A 21,309-nucleotide genomic window follows, 5' to 3' on the forward strand; every position below is an offset into this window, starting at 1 on the left:
GTTAAGTCAAGTTAATTTTTAAAATAATTCAACTTAAATCTCTTGAAATCATTGAAAAAAGTTCCTATTTTTGATAAGGTTATTACAAAAGAATGAAAGCGAGAAGATCATGGTACGTTTACAAGATGATTTTTATGATTACGTCAATGGGGCATGGGCTGAGACAGCTGTGATTCCAGATGACAAACCGTCAACCGGTGGTTTTATGGACTTGATCCAAGATATCGAAAACTTGATGTTGGATATTACCGGAAAATGGCAAAGAGGAGAAGAATTGCCTGAAGATAGCATTCTGCAAAACTTTGTCAAATACCACAAAATGGTGGCAGATTTTGATGCACGGGAAGCAGCTGGTGTGGCTCCAGCTATGCCCTTGATCAACGAAATCAAGGCCTTATCTTCCTTTGAAGACTATACCAGCAAGTTGGGCACCTATGAGCTAGCTGGCAAACCAAATCTCTTGCCATTTAGCGTGTCACCAGACTTTATGAATGCCCAAATGAATGTCTTGTGGGGAGAAGCACTCGGTTTGATTTTGCCTGATACAACCTACTATGAAGAAGACAATGAAAAAGGACCAGAGTTATTAGCTGTTTGGCGTCAAATGGTTGAAAAACTCTTGGCAAAATTCGATTTCTCAGAGGAAGAAATCAAAGACATCCTGGATAAGGTCATTGCGGCTGATGCAGAATTGGCCAAATATGTCTTGTCAAACGAAGAAAAATCAGAGTACAACAAACTCTACCATCCTTATGAATGGGCAGATTTCAAGGCCTTGGTTCCAGAATTGCCACTCGATACCTTCTTTACAGAAGTGATCGGACAAACGCCAGATACTATCATCGTGCCAGAAGAGCGTTTCTGGAAAGAATTCGCACCAACATTCTACTCAGCAGCCAACTGGGAAACCCTTCATGCTAAATTGAAACTCGGCGCAGCTCTTTCTTGGACTTCCTTCTTGACCGAAGAAATCCGTGTCCTGTCTGGTGAATATGGACGGACCATCACAGGGACACCAGAAGCACGTCCGAAAGAAAAGGCAGCTTTGGCTTTGGCAGAAGGACCTTATAGCCAAGCGCTTGGGCTCTGGTATGCGGGCGAAAAGTTCTCACCAGAAGCAAAAGCAGATGTAGAGCACAAAGTAGCGACCATGATTGAGGTCTACAAGGATCGTCTTGAAAAAGCAGACTGGCTCGCTCCTGAAACCCGCGAAAAAGCCATTGTCAAACTCAATGTCATCACACCGCATATCGGCTACCCTGAAAAATTACCAGAAACATACGCCAAAAAGATCATCGACGAGAGCAAAAACTTGGTAGAAAATGCCCAAAAATTGGCTCAAATTTCCATTGCCCATACTTGGAGCAAGTGGAACCAACCAGTCGATCGGAGCGAATGGCACATGCCAGCTAATATGGTCAATGCCTACTATGATCCGCAACAAAACCAAATTGTCTTCCCAGCAGCGATTTTGCAAGCACCTTTCTATGACCTTCACCAATCGTCATCAGCCAACTACGGCGGAATCGGTGCGGTCATTGCCCATGAAATCTCTCACGCCTTTGACACCAATGGTGCTTCCTTTGACGAGCACGGTAGCTTGAAAGACTGGTGGAAGCCAGAAGATTACGAAGCCTTTACCGCTCGCACGCAAAAGGTCATCGATCAGTTTGAAGGGCAAGACTCTTACGGTGCCAAGATTAACGGGAAATTGACCGTTTCTGAAAACGTGGCAGACCTAGGAGGCATCGCTGCAGCCCTTGAAGCTGCTAAGAAAGAGGAAGATTTCTCAGCAGAAGAATTTTTCACTAACTTTGCTCGTATCTGGCGCATGAAAGCTCGGACAGAATATATGCAACTCCTCGCAAGTGTCGATGTCCACGCACCAGGAAAACTCCGTACCAATGTTCAATTACCAAACTTTGACGAATTCTTTGAAACCTTTGATGTCAAAGAAGGCGACGGCATGTGGCGCGCACCAGAGGATCGTGTGATTATTTGGTAAACTAAGATAGGAGAGACGATTCGGTTTACCGAAACTTCCTGCAGAAAAATAGGAAATCAATGCCGCATTCCCTGAATGCCAATTGATTTATCTTTTTTCCAAAGGAAGTAGTCTCGACTTCAGTTAAGCAATTGATTGATTTTCTTGACCATGTGGGCCATGCTCACCAGGCAATCTCTCTTTTTCTCGACGCTTTTAGGGCGAGTTCAATTTTGCAGTATTGATTTCGTTGATCAAAGGAAGTAGTATCGACTTCAGTTAAGCAATTTATTGATTTTCTTGATCGCTCGTAAAAAAACTAAAAATCCCCGAAGCCAAGTTTCAACTGACTGAAACTAGCTTTGGGGATTTTTGAGTGGATTAGAAATAACAGTGAATGTCATGATCTAAAAAAACTTGCTGGTAGTCATATAAATCTTCTGGATGCAGAGCTTTTATTCCTTCCATTTCATAGCGACGTCCTAAAAGCTTGTATTTGTTTTCTCCAAACTGGTGAAATGGGAGAAGTTGTACTTCATCGATGTTGAGAGAATTAAAAAGGGAAGCAAATTCTTCAGCATCAGTTAAAGAGTCATTGAAATTAGGAATGACTGGAATACGTAAAACGATTGTTTTGTTTTGAGCAAAGGCATAATGAATATTTTTAATAATCAGATGATTGTTGACTCCGACAACCTTCTTATGTTTAAGTGTATTGTAATGTTTAAGGTCTGTATAAATAAAATCAACATACTGAATGAGATCGACAAATTTCTCATGTTCAACAAAAGCTGTCGTTTCGATTGCAGTATGAAGTCCAACTTCTTTCGCAGCTTTTAAGATAGCTTTGGCAAATTCAAATTGAGCGAAGATTTCTCCACCAGACAGGGTAAGGCCACCACCAGATTCTTCGTAGAAGTCAACGTCTTTTAAGACATCATCTATGATCTCGGTAACTGTTTTTTCTTCTCCTGTGATGGTTTCCTTTTTAGTAACAGCATCCAACATTTTTTCAGGATTTGCACGCTGGGATTCAGGATTGGAGCACCATGGACAACGTAGGGGACATCCTTTTAAAAATACAGTAGTTCGGATTCCAGGGCCATCATGGATACTAAAGTGTTGGATATTAAAGATTATGCCGCGATTTTGTTCCATATTTTTGCTCTCCTATCAATCTAGTAAGTCCATTATACATTATTTAAGAAACTAATTCAATTACGAACGAAAGTTTATTTTGTTTTGAATTCACTCGGAAATTTGCTAAAATAGAGAAGAGGTAAAAACAATGCAACGTTTAGATGAAATATTGAAATTAGTATCGGAATTTGAAAAGATTGATGTTAATAGTTTGTCTGAGAAATTACAAGTCTCTAAAGTGACCATTCGAAAGGATTTGGACAAGCTAGAATCCAAAGGATTATTGCATAGAGAACACGGCTATGCTGTTTTAAATAGTGGAGATGATATCAATGTTCGACTGTCCTTTCAATATGATACCAAGAAAAGAATAGCCAGGGAAGCTGCTAAATTAATTAAGGATAACGACACGGTTTTGATTGAATCGGGCTCTACATGTGCCTTGTTAGCGGAAGAAATTTGCCAAACAAAAAAGAATGTCAAGATTGTGACAAATTCTTACTTTATTGCAGATTATATTCAGGAATATGATTCTTGTAAAATCATCCTACTTGGTGGTGAATTTCAAAAAGAATCGAGAGTGACTGTAGGTCCGCTTTTGAAAGAATTAATCCGCTCGTTTAGAGTTCCCTTTGCTTTTGTAGGGGTAGACGGATATGATGACGAACTTGGCTTTACTGGGAAAGATATGATGAGAAGTGAAGTTGTTCAAGCTATGTCCGATGTTTCTAAAGAAGTGATTGTCTTAACAGATTCAAGTAAATTTGGGAAATGTGGAACTGTCAGACGATTTGCACTTTCACAAGTTTCGAGAGTCATAACAGATAAGAATATATCTCAAGAAGCGAAAGAAAAACTTGAGGATTCACAAACAATTTTAACTTTAGTATAAGAAGGAGAAGCCAATTGAAAGATGAACGGAAAAAGTTACTTGCTAAATTAGCCTATCTATACTATGTTGAAGACAAAAGTCAATCGCAAATCGCAGCAGAAACTGGAATCTACCGTACAACTGTCAGCAGAATGCTAGCAGAGGCCAAGAAAGAGGGCGTAGTAAAAATTGAAATCGAAAACTTTGATACTCGCCTCTTCCGTTTAGAAAATTATATCAAACAAAAATATGGCTTAAAAGCTATCGAGATTATACCGAATCTAGTTGATGAACCTCGAGAAAGCCTTGAAAAGCGACTGGCGCAAGCAAGTGCGGTCATGCTTCGTAATTTGATTGAAGATGGAATGACAGTCGGATTTTCATGGGGCAAGTCTCTCAGATTAATGGTAGAACAAGTTGGAACGAAGCGCTTGGATGGTGTACAGTTTTATCCCCTAGCTGGAGGTCCCAGTCATATTCATGCTCGCTACCATGTCAATACGCTGATCTACAGTATGGCGAGTAAATTTCATGGGGAATGTCATTTTATAAACGCGAGTGTCATTCAAGAAAATTCTGAGGTGACGGAAGGCATCTTATCTTCTAAGTATTTTGAGGATTTGAAAGCTAGTTGGCGTTGTTTGGATGTTGCGGCTGTAGGGATTGGTGGCTATGCAGATAGCAAGAATCCTCAGTGGTTTGATATGCTGACATCAAATGATTTTAAGAAATTGGAGTCAGAACATGCTGTAGGAGAAGTATGCTGTCGTTTCTTTGATCAAGAAGGTATCCCCGTTTATCCTGAATTACAGGAAAGAACAATATCTATCACATTGGAGGAATTGAGAGAGGTACCAAACACCATCTCTTTAGCCTACGGTGATCAGAAAGCAAAAGCACTTTTATCGGTTTTGAAAGCCAACTATATCAATCATTTAGTCACAGATGAAGCAACGATCTTAAAAGTCTTAGAATTAGATGGTGATCAGCAATTTACTAAAAAATAGGACAGCAGGAATGCAGTCCTTATTTTTTTGAGTCGAATAGCACAAATGTGCAAAAAACAAAAACAATAATCAAATGTTGCGATTTTTATTGACCGGCAAAAATATAAATGGTATATTGACAATAGAAAAAGCGCTTTCAGTAGATTGATAAAGGAGTGTAGTGCACATGGAAATAATTGTTGCAGACCAAATTATTATGGGATTGATTTTAAATGCGGGTGATGCTAAACAGCATATTTACCAAGCTTTATCATATGCTAAGGAGGGCGATTTTACATCTTCTGAAGACGAAATTGCGAAAGCAGATGCAGCATTGCTAGAAGCGCATAACTTGCAAACACAATTTTTAGCCCAGGAAGCAGGTGGGACAAAGACAGAGATTACAGCTTTGTTTGTGCACTCACAAGATCACTTAATGACTTCAATCACAGAGATTAACTTGATCAAAGAAATGATTGACTTACGTAAAGAACTTTCAGCGAAACAATAAGGAGGAAAAGAAGATGAAAATTGGATTGTTTTGTGCAGCAGGATTTTCAACAGGAATGTTGGTAAATAATATGAAGGTGGCGGCTAAGGAATTAGGGATTGATGCTGAAATCGATGCCTATTCTCAAGCGAAATTAGCAGATTTTGCTCCTGAAATCGATGTCGCTTTGTTGGGCCCTCAAGTAGCTTATACTTTGGATAAATCAAAAGCGATTTGTGAGGCAAACCATATTCCTATTGCTGTCATCCCTATGGCAGATTATGGGATGTTGGATGGTAAGAAAGTACTAAATCTAGCTCTAGAATTGCTAGGAGAAAAATAAGGAGGCTTCCCATGTCTAATTTTAATTCTCAGAAAATTATCGCTCCAATCATGCGGTTTGTAAACTTGAAAGGAATTATTGCTCTTAAAGATGGGATGTTAGCGATCCTTCCATTAACGGTAGTTGGTAGTTTGTTCCTGATTATTGGGCAATTACCATTTGAAGGCCTTAATCAGGCTATTGCTAGTGTATTTGGCGATACGTGGACAGAGCCATTTATGCAGGTTTATTCAGGAACATTCGCCATCATGGGCTTAATTTCATGCTTCTCCATTGGTTATTCATATGCTAAAAACAGTGGAGTAGAACCCTTGCCAGCAGGAGTTTTGTCCCTATCTTCATACTTTATCTTGTTAAAATCTTCTTATGTACCAGCTAAGGGAGAACCAATTGGTGATGCCATTGCAAAAGTATGGTTTGGTGGTCAAGGGATTATCGGGGCTATTATTATAGGTCTGGTAGTTGGTGCGATTTATACTGTGTTTATCCAAAGACACATTGTTATTAAAATGCCAGAACAAGTACCTCAAGCCATTGCCAAACAATTTGAAGCGATGATTCCTGCTTTCGTGATTTTCTTACTATCAATGATTGTCTATATCGTATCAAAAGTAGTGACAAGTGGCGGTACTTTCATTGAAATGATCTATGATGTCATTCAGGTTCCTCTACAAGGTCTAACAGGATCACTTTACGGAGCGATTGGAATTGCCTTCTTTATTTCGTTCTTGTGGTGGTTTGGTGTGCACGGACAATCAGTTGTCAATGGTGTAGTAACAGCCTTGCTACTTTCTAACCTGGATGCCAATAAATCAATGTTGGCAGCTGGGAAGCTATCCGTTGAAAATGGTGCTCACATTGTAACTCAACAATTCCTAGATAGTTTCCTTATTTTGTCTGGATCAGGTATAACCTTTGGTTTGGTTATTGCTATGTTATTTGCTGCTAAGTCAAAACAATATAAGGCACTTGGGAAAGTTGCAGCTTTTCCTGCAATCTTCAATGTTAATGAACCCGTCGTATTTGGCTTCCCAATTGTAATGAACCCAGTGATGTTCCTTCCATTTATTATCGTTCCAATTTTAGCAGCGATAATTGTTTATACTTCAATTGCTATTGGGTTCATGCATCCATTCTCAGGTGTGACCCTTCCTTGGAGTACACCAGCCATTATTTCTGGATTTATGGTTGGAGGTTGGCAAGGTGCTTTCGTTCAAGTGCTGGTTCTTGCAACCTCGACTGTCGTATATTTCCCATTCTTCAAATTCCAAGATAATCTTGCCTATAACAACGAATTACAAGCTGAAAAATAGTGCGTTTATTAGGAGTGCACAGATGTGCGACTAGAATAGAATTTATAGGTATTATCCATAATTCATTGAAATTCGTAAAATTTAATGCTACTATAGTTACGAAAGAAAACAAAATAATTTCAAAAGAAAGGTTTTGAAAAAATGAAACAAGTAGAAGTAGCAAGTACAAGCATTAAAACAGAATATTTTGGAAGCCTCACTGAACGCATGAATAAGTATCGTGAAGATGTCTTAAACAAGAAGCCTTATATCGACGCTGAACGTGCCGTTCTTGCAACTAAGGCATATGATCGTTATAAGGAACAACCAAATGTTCTTAAACGTGCCTATATGTTGAAAGAGATTCTTGAAAATATGACAATCTATATTGAGGATGAATCCATGATTGCTGGAAACCAAGCATCCTCTAATAAAGATGCTCCGATCTTCCCAGAATATACTTTAGAGTTCGTTCTGAAGGAATTGGATCTTTTTGAAAAGCGGGATGGTGACGTCTTCTATATTACGGAAGAAACGAAAGAGCAGCTCCGTAGTATCGCACCGTTCTGGGAAAATAATAACTTACGTGCAAGAGCTGGAGCTCTTCTACCTGAAGAAGTATCTGTCTATATGGAAACAGGATTCTTCGGTATGGAAGGGAAGATGAATTCAGGAGATGCCCACTTAGCAGTCAATTATCAAAAATTATTGCAATATGGCTTGAAAGGTTTTGAAGAAAGAGCCCGCCAAGCTAAAGCAGCCCTAGATCTAACGGATCCAGCTAGCATTGATAAGTACCATTTTTACGATTCTATCTTTATCGTAGTTGATGCTGTTAAGACCTATGCTCAACGATTTGTTGAACTTGCTAAACAACTTGCTGAGACAGCAACTCCTGAACGTAAGAAGGAATTGCTTGAAATTGCAGAGATTTGCTCAAAAGTTCCATACGAGCCTGCAAGTACATTTGCAGAGGCTGTTCAGTCTGTTTGGTTTATCCAATGTATTCTTCAGATTGAATCAAATGGACACTCACTTTCATATGGCCGTTTTGACCAATATATGTATCCATACGTTAAAGCTGATTTGGAAAGTGGACGGGAAACTGAAGAGAGTATTGTTGAACGCTTGACCAACCTTTGGATTAAGACTATTACAATTAACAAAGTACGTAGTCAAGCACATACCTTCTCATCTGCAGGTAGTCCGCTTTATCAAAATGTTACGATTGGTGGTCAAACGCGTGATAAGAAAGACGCTGTTAACCCATTGTCTTATTTAGTGTTGAAGTCTGTTGCTCAAACTCACCTTCCTCAACCAAACTTAACTGTTCGTTACCATGCTGGTTTGGATGCCCGCTTCATGAACGAATGTATTGAAGTTATGAAGCTCGGATTCGGTATGCCTGCTTTCAATAATGATGAGATCATTATTCCATCCTTTATTTCAAAAGGCGTGCTTGAAGAAGATGCTTATGATTACAGTGCAATTGGTTGTGTAGAAACAGCTGTTCCAGGTAAGTGGGGATATCGCTGTACAGGTATGAGTTATATGAACTTCCCTAAAGTTTTGCTCATTACGATGAATGACGGAATCGATCCTGCTTCTGGCAAGCGCTTTGCACCAAGCTTTGGTCATTTTAAAGACATGAAGAGCTTCGATGAATTGCAAACAGCATGGGACAAGACCTTACGCCACTTAACCCGCATGAGTGTGATCGTAGAAAACTCTATCGACCTATCTCTTGAAAGAGAAGTGCCAGATATCCTCTGTTCAGCTTTGACAGATGACTGTATTGGACGTGGAAAACACCTAAAAGAAGGTGGGGCTGTCTACGATTATATTTCTGGTTTACAAGTGGGTATTGCAAACTTATCCGATTCGCTTGCAGCGATCAAGAAACTGGTATTTGAAGAAGGGCGCTTAACACCACAAGAGCTATGGCATGCTCTGGAAACCGATTACGAGGGCGAACGTGGAAAAGAAATCCAAGAGATGCTTATCCATGATGCACCGAAGTATGGAAACGATGATGACTATGCAGACAGCTTAGTTCGAGAAGCATACGATATTTATGTGGATGAAATTGCTAAATATCCAAATACTCGCTATGGACGTGGGCCAATCGGTGGTATCCGTTACTCAGGTACATCTTCTATTTCAGCCAATGTAGGACAAGGTCGTGGAACATTAGCTACTCCGGACGGTCGTAATGCTGGAACTCCACTAGCAGAAGGATGCTCTCCATCCCACAATATGGACCAACATGGCCCAACATCTGTTCTAAAATCAGTTTCTAAATTGCCAACAGATGAAATAGTTGGTGGTGTTTTACTGAACCAAAAAGTAAACCCACAAACTTTAGCCAAAGAAGAAGATAAATTAAAACTTATTGCTTTACTCCGTACGTTCTTTAATCGTCTACATGGATACCATATTCAATATAATGTGGTTTCTAGAGAAACGTTATTAGATGCTCAAAAACATCCGGAAAAACACCGTGACTTAATTGTACGTGTTGCAGGCTACTCAGCTTTCTTCAATGTACTATCAAGAGCTACACAAGATGATATTATTGGACGGACAGAGCATACTCTATAGTAAAGAGGTATGTATATGGAATTTATGCTTGATACTTTAAATATAAATGAAATAAAAAAATGGGCTCGAGTGTTACCTCTTGCTGGGGTAACCTCTAACCCAACAATTGCCAAAAAAGAAGGAGAAATCGATTTCTTTAAACGGATTCATGAGGTTCGGGAGATCATTGGTGAAGCTCCTTCTATCCATGTGCAAGTTGTTGCGAAAGATTATGACGGTATTTTAAAAGATGCTGCGAAAATTCGACAAGAATGTGGCGGAAATGTTTTTATTAAAGTTCCGGTTACTCCTGAGGGGTTGGCAGCTATCAAAACATTAAAATCAGAAGGTTATAAAATTACTGCAACCGCAATTTATACTGTATTTCAAGGTCTTTTGGCTATTGAAGCAGGCGCAGATTACCTTGCTCCCTATTATAATCGAATGGAGAACTTGAATATTGATTCAGCACAGGTAATAGCACAATTGGCAGATTCAATCGAAAAAAATCAATCATCAAGCAAAATTCTAGCAGCATCCTTTAAGAATGTCGGTCAAGTCAATCGAGCATTCAAAGAAGGGGCACAAGCCATCACTGCTGGGGCTGATGTCTTTGAAGCGGCTTTTGGAATGCCGTCAATTGAAAAAGCGGTGAATGATTTTGCAAATGATTGGTCAGCTATTCATCATCAGAATATAATTTGATAAAGGAGGAGTATATGAGAAATTTTGCAAGTCCGTCACGTTACATTCAAGGGGAAAATGCCTTATTTGAAAATGCAAAACCTATTTTAGAACTGGGGAGTCATCCTGTATTACTATGCGACTCAGTAGTCTATGAAATCGTAGGAGAACGATTTGAAAAATATCTCCTTCGGTATGGATTTACAGTCTTGCCAGTCTTCTTTAATGGAGAAGCTTCTGATAACGAAATCAATCGTGTGGTTAGTTTGGCAGAAGAAAATGGCTGTGATTTGGTCATTGGACTTGGTGGAGGAAAGACCATCGATAGTGCGAAAGCTATTGCCGATCTTTTAAAATCACCAGTTGTGATTGCTCCTACCATTGCCTCTACAGATGCTCCCGTTTCCGCTTTGTCAGTTATCTACACGGATGAAGGTGCCTTTGCTCGCTATATTTTTTATTCTAAAAACCCAGAATTGGTCTTGGTGGATAGCAAAGTCATCTCTCAAGCACCAAAACGTTTGCTCGCTTCTGGAATCGCAGATGGATTAGCGACTTGGGTCGAAGCGCGTGCGGTAATGCAAGCCAATGGAAAAACCATGTTGGGTCAACGACAAACCTTAGCGGGTGTCGCCATTGCACAACGTTGTGAAGAAACCTTATTTGCAGACGGTCTTCAAGCCATGGCTGCTTGTGAAGCCAAAGTCGTAACCCCTGCTCTTGAAAACATTATTGAAGCTAATACCCTTCTCAGTGGGATTGGATTTGAAAGTGGGGGATTAGCAGCTGCCCATGCCATCCATAATGGCTTTACTGCCCTTACTGGGGACATCCACCATTTGACTCATGGTGAAAAAGTAGCCTATGGAACCTTGGTTCAATTGTTCTTGGAAAACCGTCCGAAGGAAGAATTGAACAAATACATTCGTTTCTATCAACAAATCGGTATGCCAACGACTCTGAAAGAAATGAATCTTGAAACTGCAAGTTATGAAGATCTTCTCAAAGTTGGTCAACAAGCCACCATCGAAGGAGAAACCATCCATCAAATGCCATTTGAAGTGAAGGCTTCTGATATTGCCCAAGCCATCGTAGCAGTAGATGCCTATGTTCAAGGTTTAGACTAAATCAATATCTGTCATTCACAGATAATGTAGACAAACTGATTTTTTACATCAAACAAACTAATGGATGCCTAAAAAATTAAAATTAGATACTTTTTAAGGCTCATTAAAAAATACTTAGGAACTTTCCGCCGTGAGAAAAGTGCCTGAAAACAATTGTTTCAGGCACTCGGGAGTTTTGAGACCTTAGGCTCAAAACTAAGTCATGGAACTTCTTCGAAGTTCGCTGACGTCCGTACTCACCTAAGGAAAGTTTCTAAGATGGCTTTGTCGACAAACCAAGAACTCCCATACCTTATGGTAATGGGAGTTCTTTTTCTATTTTCTTCTTTTTGGATCGGTTTGTTTAAAGATCAGGTATAAAATTCCGGCAGGCAGGAAGCAGAAGAGCCACATGACATCGAGTCCCTTGCTTTTACTGCTAGAGGTCGTTGCTTTAGACTCACTTACAGCCACTCCCGGTTTAATGCTTGGAGATACCTGTTGCAAGCCGTTCTGAACGACTAGGCGGTTGTCTTCTAGTTTAAGGGCTGGCTTCGTCCCCTTCTTAACGGTCGCATAGAAGTCTTGCTTCAAGTGAATTGTCTTCCCGTCGATGGTATGATCGCCTGCAGAAAGGATTTTTTTATACTGGTAGTCTGCGAACATTTTCTCAGCCAAGGTATTCCCGATCTGATTGCGGTAACTTTCGGCGATCTCGACATCGTAGTTTCCAACCCCCAAAATGACTTCGATAATCCGCTGTTTACCCCGCTTGGTTGTCGCGGTGTAGTTGTAGTCAGCAGTTGGGCTGGATCCAGTTTTTAGTCCATCTGTTCCTTTAAGGGCGAATTTTCCACCTTCGAGGGAAGTATTGTAGTTATCGTAGCTTTGCTCGTAGGGAGTTCCTTCCATGATCGTAGTGTGAGCTTGCTTGGTGTATTCCAACATTTCTGGCAGGTCGTTTACGATGTGATAAGCCAGAATAGACATGTCCCGCGCTGTGATTTCGTTATTCGCATTGACATCGTAGCGCTGAGGATTGTAGTAGCCCTGAAGGACCGAGATCATCGCCCCATTTGGATTGTGCCATTTAGTATGACTCATCCCCATTTCTTGTGCGTACTGATTCATTAAGTCCAAAAACTTATCGGGATCATTGTCAGTGACGGCGTTGGCGAGCATAATCACGGCCGCACTGGAAGATGGAACAAAGAGCATCTTGATCAATTCCGATACCTTGTAGTCTACACCAGCTACAATAGGTGAATTACTTAAAAGGTTGTTTTCTGAGATGGCTTGGTCTGCCTCTGTTGCTGTGACCACGGTATCGTACTTGATCTTGCCTTCTTTGAGGGCCCGAAAGACAACATAGGCACTCATGAGCTTGGCCATGCTTCCTGAGTCCCGGACCGTGTCGATATTGTCTCCGTACAAAATAGCTCCAGTATTGGCGTCGATGACGATATCAGCCTTAGGCTTGTAAAAATCATCCAATACCAGTCCAGCATCAGCTGCGATTTTCATGACATCTTCTTGCTGGTAGATGTCGTCCGCAAAAGCAGTGGAAATAGTGCCAAATGCCAAGACTCCTACAAGGAGGGACAAGAGGCTGTGTTTTAGTCGTTTGTGTAAATGTCTCCTATAATTCATAGATTCCATTATATCATACAGGCCAGGGATTCAACTTGAAAAAATTCTAGAAAAAGAAGAAATTGAAAAAATAAAGAAGAAATAGAATAATTTCACAGTAAAAGCGTTTACATTTCCCTAGAAAGTGCTATAATTTAAATTGAGTATAACATTTTTTACAATGAGGTGATTTATATGAACAAAGGGAAGGTACTCTTAGCTACCAGTTATCAGCTGGTGTACTGGCAGCCTGCTCAGGAGGGAAATCTAGTAGCTCTGGTGGTCAGACCTATAGCTATGTCTATACCCAGGATCCAGATACCTTAGACTACTCGATTTCTAATAAAAAATCGACTTCCGAGTTTACAGGAAATGCGATAGATGGCTTGTTGGAAGTGGACAAGTACGGGAACTTGATCCCATCGCTTGCTAAAGACTGGACTGTTTCCAAGGATGGCTTGACCTATACTTATAAACTCCGTAAAGGGGTCAAATGGATGACTTCTGAAGGGGAAGAATATGGAGAAGTCAAAGCCAAAGACTTTGTCACAGGCCTCAAACACGCGGCAGACAAGAAATCACAAGCGATTTACTTGGTCCAAAAATCTGTCAAAGGCTTGGATGATTATGTATCAGGGAAAACATCTGATTTCTCAACTGTTGGTATCAAAGCCATTGATGATTATACCGTTCAATATACCTTGAGCCAGCCTGAAAGCTTCTGGAATTCTAAGACCACGATGGGGATCCTGATGCCGGTCAACGAAGAATTCTTGAAATCCAAGGGAGATGATTACGGTCAAGGAACCTCTCCGTCTAGTATCCTCTACTGCGGACCTTATTTGATCAAATCCATTACTTCGAAATCTTCTGCGATATTAGAAAAAAATCCAACCTACTGGGATGCGGAAAATGTCAAGATCAGTAAAGTCAAACTGACCTATTATGATGGTCAAGACTCCGAGTCTCTGATCCGTGGATTTGATAACGGTGACTATACAGTTGCCTGTGTTTTCCCAAATGGTTCCAACTATAAGAGTGTAGAGAAGAAGCATAAGGACGACATCGTCTATACTGACCAAGGTTCCTCAACCTATAACCTTTCCTTCAACATTGACCGTCAGGCCTATGAAATCACAAAGAAGACCACGGATGCTCAAAAGGCCTCTACCAAGAAAGCAATCTTGAACAAGGACTTCCGTCAAGCTATTATGTTTGCCTTCAACCGCAAGGCTTATGTAGCGCAAACTAACGGGGAAGCGGGTGCCAATAAGGTGATCCGTAATACCTTTACGCCACCAAACTTTGTCCAAATCGATGGCAAACAATTTGGTGATGCAGTAGAAAAAGATTTAGAAGCTTATGGGGATGAATGGAAAGGGGTCTCTGTCGCAGATGGAAAAGACACCCTCTACAATCCAAGCAAGGCCAAAGAAGAGTTTGCCAAAGCTAAGGCAGAATTGCAGTCTCAAGGAGTTGAATTCCCAATTCATTTAGACCTTCCAACTTCTTCGACTTATACGGAAGGAATCAAACAAGCCCAATCCTTCAAACAGTCGATTGAATCTACATTGGGAGCAGAAAATATTGTCATCGATCTGAATATGGTTTCTGAGGATGATCTTCAACGAGTGACTTACTTTGCTGAAAATGCTTCCCAACAAGACTGGGATCTAAACAATAACTTGGGCTGGGGACCAGACTATACGGACCCATCTTCTTACATCGACATCACCAGTGGTAAATCTGGTGAAAATGCCAATTCTTACTTTGGATTCGATGCTGGTACGGATAATGCGGCGGCAAAAGCAGCTGGCTTTGATGAGTACAATCAATTAATTGAAGACGCTCAAAAAGAAAACACAGATGTCAACAAGCGTTATGAAAAATATGCTGCGGCTCAAGCTTGGTTGACCGATAGTGCCCTCTTGATTCCGATTCATTCGGATGGAGCTTCTCCAGTCGTTCGTAAGACTGTACCATACTCTGCAGCCTTTGCTTGGACCGGCCACAAGGGTCAAACCTTTAACTATAAGTATTTAGAAGTTCAAGACAAGGTCGTAGCGGCGAAAGACTACGACAAAGCGCGTGAACAATGGAAGAAAGAAAAAGAAAAATCCAATAAAAAAGCGCAAGAAGAACTTGAAAAGCATGTGAAATAGACTTTTCTTAGCGAAAACAGGAAGGGGGAGTGGGAAAGAACTCGGACTGGATGAAAAGAGTTCGTTTTCCCACCCCCACACAGTTGATTAGGTCATCTTTGGAGCTTAAAAAGCGAACAAAGATGCCAATCAACCACTGCGTCATACTGTTATTTCTATCAAGCATCGAAGGCTGGACAGTTTTTGCCCAGTCTCTTTTTCTTTGCCGGAACCTTTAAAAATCGCCTAAAAATGGTATAATAGGAGCATCACGAAAATTGGAGAGACGCTATGAGTTTTTACGATCATAAAGAAATCGAGCCTAAGTGGCAAAAATACTGGGCTGACCATCACACTTTTAAGACAGGAACAGATGCCTCAAAACCTAAGTTTTATGCGCTTGACATGTTCCCTTACCCATCTGGAGCGGGTCTTCACGTAGGACACCCAGAAGGCTACACAGCGACTGATATCCTCAGCCGTTTCAAACGTGCACAAGGCTACAACGTCCTTCACCCAATGGGCTGGGATGCTTTTGGTTTGCCTGCAGAGCAATACGCTATGGATACAGGAAATGACCCAGCGGAATTCACGGCAGAAAACATTGCTAACTTCAAACGCCAAATCAATGCGCTTGGCTTCTCATACGACTGGGACCGTGAAGTCAACACAACAGATCCAAACTACTACAAATGGACGCAATGGATCTTCACTAAGCTTTATGAAAAAGGTTTGGCTTATGAAGCAGAAGTGCCAGTCAACTGGGTGGAAGAATTGGGAACAGCTATCGCCAACGAAGAAGTACTTCCAGATGGAACCTCTGAGCGTGGTGGCTATCCAGTTGTCCGTAAACCAATGCGCCAATGGATGCTTAAAATCACTGCCTATGCAGAGCGCTTGCTCAATGACTTGGATGACCTTGACTGGCCAGAGTCTATCAAGGACATGCAACGCAACTGGATTGGTAAATCAACTGGTGCCAATGTCACTTTCAAGGTAAAAGGGACAGACAAGGAATTCACAGTCTTTACCACTCGTCCTGACACCCTTTTTGGTGCGACCTTCACTGTTTTGGCTCCTGAGCATGACTTGGTAGATGCTATCACAAGTCCAGAACAGGCCCAAGCTGTAGCGGACTACAAACACCAAGCCAGCCTTAAATCAGACTTGGCTCGTACAGACCTTGCTAAGGAAAAAACAGGGGTTTGGACTGGTGCTTATGCTATCAACCCTGTCAACGGTAAAGAAATTCCAATCTGGATTGCGGACTACGTTCTTGCTAGCTATGGTACAGGTGCGGTAATGGCTGTTCCAGCTCACGACCAACGTGACTGGGAATTTGCTAAACAATTCGGACTTCCAATTGTAGAAGTGTTGGAAGGTGGAAATGTAGCAGAAGCTGCTTACACAGAAGATGGCCTTCACGTCAACTCAGACTTCTTGAACGGTCTTAACAAAGAAGAAGCAATTGCTAAAATCGTGGCTTGGTTGGAAGAAAAAGGCTTCGGTCAAGAAAAAGTTACCTACCGTCTCCGTGACTGGCTCTTTAGCCGTCAACGTTACTGGGGTGAACCAATCCCAATCATTCATTGGGAAGATGGCACTTCAACAGCCGTTCCAGAAAGTGACTTGCCACTTGTCTTGCCAGTCACCAAGGACATCCGCCCTTCAGGTACTGGTGAAAGCCCACTAGCTAACTTGACCGACTGGCTGGAAGTGACGCGTGAAGATGGCGTCAAAGGTCGTCGTGAGACCAATACGATGCCACAATGGGCAGGTTCAAGCTGGTACTACCTCCGCTATATCGATCCACATAACACAGAAAAATTGGCTGATGAGGATCTCCTCAAACAATGGTTGCCAGTGGATATCTATGTGGGTGGTGCAGAACATGCCGTACTTCACTTGCTTTACGCTCGTTTCTGGCATAAATTCCTCTATGACCTTGGTGTTGTACCGACTAAAGAGCCATTCCAAAAACTCTTTAACCAAGGAATGATCTTGGGAACCAGCTACCGTGACCACCGTGGTGCTCTTGTAGCAACTGACAAGGTTGAAAAACGTGACGGTTCCTTCTTCCACATGGAAACAGGGGAAGAATTGGAGCAAGCACCAGCCAAGATGTCGAAATCCCTCAAGAACGTGGTCAACCCAGACGATGTGGTGGAACAATACGGTGCCGATACCCTTCGTGTCTATGAAATGTTCATGGGACCACTTGATGCTTCAATCGCTTGGTCTGAAGAAGGTCTAGAAGGAAGCCGTAAATTCCTCGACCGTGTTTACCGTTTGATCACAAGTAAAGAAATCGTTGCGGAAAACAATGGCGCTCTTGACAAGGTTTATAACGAAACGGTTAAATCTGTTACTGAGCAAATTGAGTCTATGAAATTCAACACAGCCATTGCCCAACTCATGGTCTTTGTCAATGCTGCTAACAAGGAAGATAAACTCTATGTGGATTACGCCAAAGGCTTCATCCAATTGATCGCCCCATTTTCCCCTCACTTGGCAGAAGAACTCTGGCAAACAGTCGCAGCAACAGGTGAGTCAATCTCTTACGTAGCTTGGCCAACATGGGACGAAAGCAAATTGATTGAAGACGAAATTGAAATCGTCGTTCAAATCAAAGGAAAAGTCCGTGCCAAACTCATGGTCGCTAAAGACCTTTCTCGTGAAGAATTGCAAGAAGTCGCGCTAGCTGACGAAAAAGTCAAGACAGAGATTGATGGCAAAGAAATTGTGAAAGTGATTGCGGTACCAAATAAATTGGTTAATATTGTTGTAAAATAACCAATTTATTTGCTGATTTCCAACCTCAAACAGTTTCCCAAACTGTTTGAGCCAACCAAGCTTGTAAATATCGTAACGAAATAAATTTAAAAGTCCTTCAGAGCTAAGTTCTGGAGGATTTTTGACTCTTCTTGACAAGAAAACGATATTTTGTTAATATCATTAACAAAAAGAAGGAAGCTATGAATAAGAAAGAACTGCATAAGTTTAATAATCGTTTTAACAGCTTTATTTTAGACTTTGAACGGTTGAAAAAGGATCAGCATAGGAATAGTATTGATAAATCAATCACTATTAATGAAGTCCATTTGATTGATCTAATAGGTCGGAATCAGCCTGTGAATCTAGTGAAATTATCTGAGTTACTTGAAGTATCAAGGAGCGCTATTACTCAGAGTGTTAGACGTTTAACCAAGAAAGACCTCGTTACTTTTGAATTTGTACAGGATAATGAAAAAAATAAATATCTGATATTATCCAAAAAAGGGGTTGAAGTTTTTAACATCCATAAAGAGCAGCAAGAACATATTGAAAAAGCCATTTTTTCAGTTTTAAGAAACTATAGTGATGAGGACCTTCAAATGGTTATGAAACTGATGGATGATGTTGAACAGGTATGGCGAGAATTACCGTGGTAAAAATCACGGTAATTTTAAAACTACATTGTTAATCACATTAACAAAAAAGAGGAAGATATGAATATACAAATTGAACTGATCTCAGAGTCTGAGTTAGCAGACGAATCTTTTAATATTGTCATCAATGGCTTAAAACCAAGAGAAACATATCGAGTCGAGATGTACCTAACTGATTATTATTGTATCAATGCTCCTATGCTTTTAGCTCATAATGTTTTATGGAAATCAACAGCGACTTTTGTATCAGATAAGAATGGTATTATTGATATTTCACAAACTCCATCTTGTTCTGGCTCTTATGAAGATATTGCAACAATGGGGTTATTCTTTAATGCTAAGCCCTTGACCAATAGGAAAAAGAAACTTCCAAACTCTCTTTCTAAAATTCCCTTATTAGATCACTTTTTTGTGGAAATCAAAATTATACAAGGTAATACTGTCGTCGCAGAGAGAACTTTCACAAGACATTACATGAGTTTGCAAATTAGTCATCAAGATATTTACGGGAAACATTTTCAAGGGAGACTCTTTTATGATCAAAAGGCAATAAAAGCACCAGCATTGATTATTGTGAGCGGTAGTGAAGGAAGGATTGAAAAGGCACAGAATATAGCTCAGCTTCTATCTTCTAGAGGTTATATTTGCCTAGCAGTTGCCTACTTTGGTTTAGAGGGGTTGCCAAAACATTTGGAACGTATTCCTTTAGAGTGCCTTGTGGAAGCAAAGGATTATCTACGTCAGCATCATCAAGTAGATAGTGAAAGAATTGGAATCTATGGACGTTCTAAGGGAGCAGAGTTAGTTTTAGCTGAGGAGAACATTTTTAATGACGTTCAATGTTTGGTACTAAATTCACCCTCTGATGTGGTGTATGAAGGGATAAAAGGGAAATGGAACTCCCATACTTCTTCTTGGACGTATTTGCAAAAGGAACTTACCTATCAAAAGTTTCGACTGAGAGATTATCTGTTTAGCAAACTTTTTAGAAAACCTATCCCTAAAGATCGCTCTGCTAGGATAGACATTAGTAGACTCTCTTCGCCAATCTTATTGCTCGGAAGTACTGTTGATGAAATATGGGATGCCTCGTCAGCAATAGCCAATATTGTCTCACATTATAAAGGCCACCACATTACATTTAAAAAATACCATGAAATAGGTCACATGTTGACAGTGGCTTATCAACCCAATCATCGCTATCGAAAAGATTGGCGTTTATTGATGAAAGAGAGTGAGGATTCTTGGTTGGCTACGATTCATTTTTTTGATAGGCATTTGAAGAAGCAATAACATAAGATTATAAATATGCTATAATAGTCCCAACTAAGATAAAAACACAGTTCTGGTTGGTAGTCCAGACGTAGGCAAGCCTATCAGTAACCTTCCTCCTTGGTTGTCCATTCTTAGGGATAGATTTAAGGAGGTGCTGTCGTGGAAACAATTTCAATTGGATTGACAGTTTATTTTGAAGATGGATTTTGGCATGGTTTGTTCGAACAAGTGTATCGAGAAACTTATCAAGTTTGTCGTGTGACATTTGGTCAGGAGCCAAAAGATGATGAAATTTTAGAGATCTTACAGACTCAGTTTACTCATTTATCTTTTAGTCCAGAAGCTACAGTTAAGCAACATGTAAAAATCAAGAATCCTAAACGATTACAGCGAGCTGTGAAGAAACAAGTAAAGAAGAAAATTTCTTCCAAGTCGAAAGAACTATTGCAGTTGCAGTATGAGGAAAGGAAAAAGATTTCAAAACATCAATCTAGTGTCCAAAAGCAATTGCTCAAACAAGAGAAATTTGAACGCAAACAGCAAAAACGAAGGGAGAAGCGTAAAGGACATTAACCCTTATCTCTCTCATCAAAAAAGCTTCGGTAGGAAGAACCCTACCGAGGCTTTTTAACATGTTGAAAACGATTGTTGAATATCTGGATGATTTTCCCAATCAGCTCGATTGTAGCTTCCTGTAATAGTGTGCTCTTCAGAAAAGAGCAGAACCCGTTCCACAATCGGAGCGATTTGCTCGAAATGGTGGGAGGAAATAACAATCGTTTTTCCTGCTGTTTGGAGTTCTTGCAACAAGGCGACAATCAGCTTCTGGTATTTGGGGGAGAGGCCGTTAAAGGGCTCGTCAAAGAGCAAGAGACTAGGATTCATGGTGAGTACACTGGCGATAGCGACTAGCTTCTTTTCGCCACCAGAAAGATGGTAGGGAATGCGATCTCTTAGGTGTTCAATCTCTAGAAGACCGAGCGTATCCTTAACGCGTTGTTCGACTTCGGACTCGTCTAAGCCTAATTGACGTGGGCCAAAAGCCAGTTCATCATAGACGCTTGTATTGAACAATTGGGTATCGCTGTTTTGAAAAATGAGTCCAACCTGCTGGAAGATTTGCCCAGCACGATGGGGATCTTTCAAGAAGTCTTTGTCAATGGTCCAATCCTTGAAGTGGTACTGACCAGAAGACAGGGGCAAGAGCCCAACCAGAATTTTAAAGAGGGTCGATTTTCCAGCTCCGTTTGGGCCCATCAAGCCCACGGTTTCCCCTTTTTGAATCTGGAGTTGAATATCGTGGACACCAGTTTCTTCGGTATAGTGGTAATTTCCATCCTGAATGGTAATCATAGGGCTT

At 40.7% G+C, this 21,309-nt stretch carries 17 protein-coding genes; 14 read left to right on the top strand and 3 right to left on the bottom strand.

Features of this window, described 5'->3' with window-relative positions:
- Positions 1-109: 109 nt before the first annotated feature.
- The gene (locus M1G14_RS03625; RefSeq protein ID WP_049482786.1) at positions 110-2,005 is read left to right on the top strand and encodes a M13 family metallopeptidase; all 1,896 of its coding nucleotides are present in this window, start codon (positions 110-112) and stop codon (positions 2,003-2,005) included.
- 360 nt (positions 2,006-2,365) lie between these two features.
- On the opposite strand, the gene M1G14_RS03630 is transcribed toward M1G14_RS03625, so the two are convergent.
- A complete protein-coding gene (locus M1G14_RS03630; protein WP_048691616.1) occupies positions 2,366-3,142 on the bottom strand; it encodes a glycyl-radical enzyme activating protein in 777 nt (258 codons plus the stop codon).
- A gap of 130 nt (positions 3,143-3,272) precedes the next feature.
- Between M1G14_RS03630 and M1G14_RS03635 the strand changes: the two genes are divergently transcribed.
- The 8 genes from M1G14_RS03635 to M1G14_RS03670 all read left to right on the top strand — a co-directional run bounded on the left by M1G14_RS03635 (position 3,273) and on the right by M1G14_RS03670 (position 11,497).
- Positions 3,273-4,016 (top strand): DeoR/GlpR family DNA-binding transcription regulator, encoded by a 744-nt coding sequence (locus tag M1G14_RS03635; protein WP_048717589.1) that lies wholly within the window; start codon positions 3,273-3,275, stop codon positions 4,014-4,016.
- Positions 4,017-4,030: 14 nt separating this feature from the next.
- On the top strand, positions 4,031-5,002 hold the full coding sequence (locus M1G14_RS03640) for a sugar-binding transcriptional regulator (RefSeq protein ID WP_247926292.1): 972 nt from the start codon (positions 4,031-4,033) through the stop codon (positions 5,000-5,002).
- Between the two features lie 166 nt (positions 5,003-5,168).
- Positions 5,169-5,492 (top strand): PTS lactose/cellobiose transporter subunit IIA, encoded by a 324-nt coding sequence (locus M1G14_RS03645; RefSeq protein ID WP_049486455.1) that lies wholly within the window; start codon positions 5,169-5,171, stop codon positions 5,490-5,492.
- A gap of 13 nt (positions 5,493-5,505) precedes the next feature.
- Positions 5,506-5,814 (top strand): PTS sugar transporter subunit IIB, encoded by a 309-nt coding sequence (locus M1G14_RS03650; protein ID WP_013904534.1) that lies wholly within the window; start codon positions 5,506-5,508, stop codon positions 5,812-5,814.
- Positions 5,815-5,825: 11 nt separating this feature from the next.
- Positions 5,826-7,127 carry a PTS sugar transporter subunit IIC gene (locus M1G14_RS03655; protein WP_247926293.1) on the top strand — a complete coding sequence of 434 codons (1,302 nt, stop codon included), beginning with the start codon at positions 5,826-5,828 and terminating at the stop codon, positions 7,125-7,127.
- A gap of 141 nt (positions 7,128-7,268) precedes the next feature.
- A complete protein-coding gene (locus tag M1G14_RS03660) occupies positions 7,269-9,707 on the top strand; it encodes a glycyl radical protein (RefSeq protein WP_023027619.1) in 2,439 nt (812 codons plus the stop codon).
- A 15-nt stretch (positions 9,708-9,722) separates the two neighbouring features.
- On the top strand, positions 9,723-10,391 hold the full coding sequence (locus tag M1G14_RS03665) for a fructose-6-phosphate aldolase (RefSeq protein ID WP_049486453.1): 669 nt from the start codon (positions 9,723-9,725) through the stop codon (positions 10,389-10,391).
- A gap of 14 nt (positions 10,392-10,405) precedes the next feature.
- Entirely contained in the window at positions 10,406-11,497 is a 1,092-nt protein-coding gene (locus M1G14_RS03670; RefSeq protein ID WP_247926294.1) for a glycerol dehydrogenase, read from the top strand.
- Between the two features lie 315 nt (positions 11,498-11,812).
- On the opposite strand, the gene M1G14_RS03675 is transcribed toward M1G14_RS03670, so the two are convergent.
- Positions 11,813-13,135, bottom strand: coding sequence for a DUF1958 domain-containing protein (locus tag M1G14_RS03675; protein WP_024055054.1), 1,323 nt, complete (start codon positions 13,133-13,135; stop codon positions 11,813-11,815).
- Between the two features lie 212 nt (positions 13,136-13,347).
- Between M1G14_RS03675 and M1G14_RS03680 the strand changes: the two genes are divergently transcribed.
- The 5 genes from M1G14_RS03680 (at position 13,348) to M1G14_RS03700 (ending at position 20,522) form a co-directional block, all read left to right on the top strand.
- Positions 13,348-15,267: a peptide ABC transporter substrate-binding protein gene (locus tag M1G14_RS03680; RefSeq protein WP_247926317.1), complete on the top strand. Its 1,920-nt coding sequence runs from the start codon at positions 13,348-13,350 to the stop codon at positions 15,265-15,267.
- Between the two features lie 270 nt (positions 15,268-15,537).
- Entirely contained in the window at positions 15,538-18,039 is a 2,502-nt protein-coding gene (gene leuS / locus M1G14_RS03685) for a leucine--tRNA ligase (protein ID WP_247926295.1), read from the top strand.
- Positions 18,040-18,221: 182 nt separating this feature from the next.
- Positions 18,222-18,677 carry a MarR family transcriptional regulator gene (locus M1G14_RS03690; RefSeq protein WP_061591274.1) on the top strand — a complete coding sequence of 152 codons (456 nt, stop codon included), beginning with the start codon at positions 18,222-18,224 and terminating at the stop codon, positions 18,675-18,677.
- Between the two features lie 57 nt (positions 18,678-18,734).
- Positions 18,735-19,967 (top strand): acyl-CoA thioesterase/BAAT N-terminal domain-containing protein, encoded by a 1,233-nt coding sequence (locus tag M1G14_RS03695; protein WP_061591275.1) that lies wholly within the window; start codon positions 18,735-18,737, stop codon positions 19,965-19,967.
- 141 nt (positions 19,968-20,108) lie between these two features.
- Positions 20,109-20,522 carry a YjdF family protein gene (locus M1G14_RS03700; protein ID WP_061591276.1) on the top strand — a complete coding sequence of 138 codons (414 nt, stop codon included), beginning with the start codon at positions 20,109-20,111 and terminating at the stop codon, positions 20,520-20,522.
- A gap of 54 nt (positions 20,523-20,576) precedes the next feature.
- Here M1G14_RS03700 and M1G14_RS03705 read toward each other — a convergent pair whose 3' ends face one another.
- Positions 20,577-21,302: an energy-coupling factor ABC transporter ATP-binding protein gene (locus M1G14_RS03705; protein WP_247926296.1), complete on the bottom strand. Its 726-nt coding sequence runs from the start codon at positions 21,300-21,302 to the stop codon at positions 20,577-20,579.
- Positions 21,303-21,309: the final 7 nt, after the last annotated feature.

The organism is Streptococcus parasanguinis, from assembly GCF_023109675.1.
GTDB lineage: Bacteria > Bacillota > Bacilli > Lactobacillales > Streptococcaceae > Streptococcus > Streptococcus parasanguinis_I.

Excerpts from the sequence above, each read along its gene's own strand:
- M1G14_RS03695 (WP_061591275.1), top strand. The coding sequence starts at position 18,735 with ATGAATATACAAATTGAACTGATCTCAGAGTCTGAGTTAGCAGACGAA.
- M1G14_RS03655 (WP_247926293.1), top strand. The coding sequence starts at position 5,826 with ATGTCTAATTTTAATTCTCAGAAAATTATCGCTCCAATCATGCGGTTT.
- M1G14_RS03705 (WP_247926296.1), bottom strand. The coding sequence starts at position 21,302 with ATGATTACCATTCAGGATGGAAATTACCACTATACCGAAGAAACTGGT.
- M1G14_RS03665 (WP_049486453.1), top strand. The coding sequence starts at position 9,723 with ATGGAATTTATGCTTGATACTTTAAATATAAATGAAATAAAAAAATGG.
- M1G14_RS03675 (WP_024055054.1), bottom strand. The coding sequence starts at position 13,135 with ATGGAATCTATGAATTATAGGAGACATTTACACAAACGACTAAAACAC.
- M1G14_RS03650 (WP_013904534.1), top strand. The coding sequence starts at position 5,506 with ATGAAAATTGGATTGTTTTGTGCAGCAGGATTTTCAACAGGAATGTTG.
- M1G14_RS03670 (WP_247926294.1), top strand. The coding sequence starts at position 10,406 with ATGAGAAATTTTGCAAGTCCGTCACGTTACATTCAAGGGGAAAATGCC.
- M1G14_RS03625 (WP_049482786.1), top strand. The coding sequence starts at position 110 with ATGGTACGTTTACAAGATGATTTTTATGATTACGTCAATGGGGCATGG.
- M1G14_RS03630 (WP_048691616.1), bottom strand. The coding sequence starts at position 3,142 with ATGGAACAAAATCGCGGCATAATCTTTAATATCCAACACTTTAGTATC.
- M1G14_RS03660 (WP_023027619.1), top strand. The coding sequence starts at position 7,269 with ATGAAACAAGTAGAAGTAGCAAGTACAAGCATTAAAACAGAATATTTT.
- leuS (WP_247926295.1), top strand. The coding sequence starts at position 15,538 with ATGAGTTTTTACGATCATAAAGAAATCGAGCCTAAGTGGCAAAAATAC.
- M1G14_RS03645 (WP_049486455.1), top strand. The coding sequence starts at position 5,169 with ATGGAAATAATTGTTGCAGACCAAATTATTATGGGATTGATTTTAAAT.
- M1G14_RS03635 (WP_048717589.1), top strand. The coding sequence starts at position 3,273 with ATGCAACGTTTAGATGAAATATTGAAATTAGTATCGGAATTTGAAAAG.
- M1G14_RS03690 (WP_061591274.1), top strand. The coding sequence starts at position 18,222 with ATGAATAAGAAAGAACTGCATAAGTTTAATAATCGTTTTAACAGCTTT.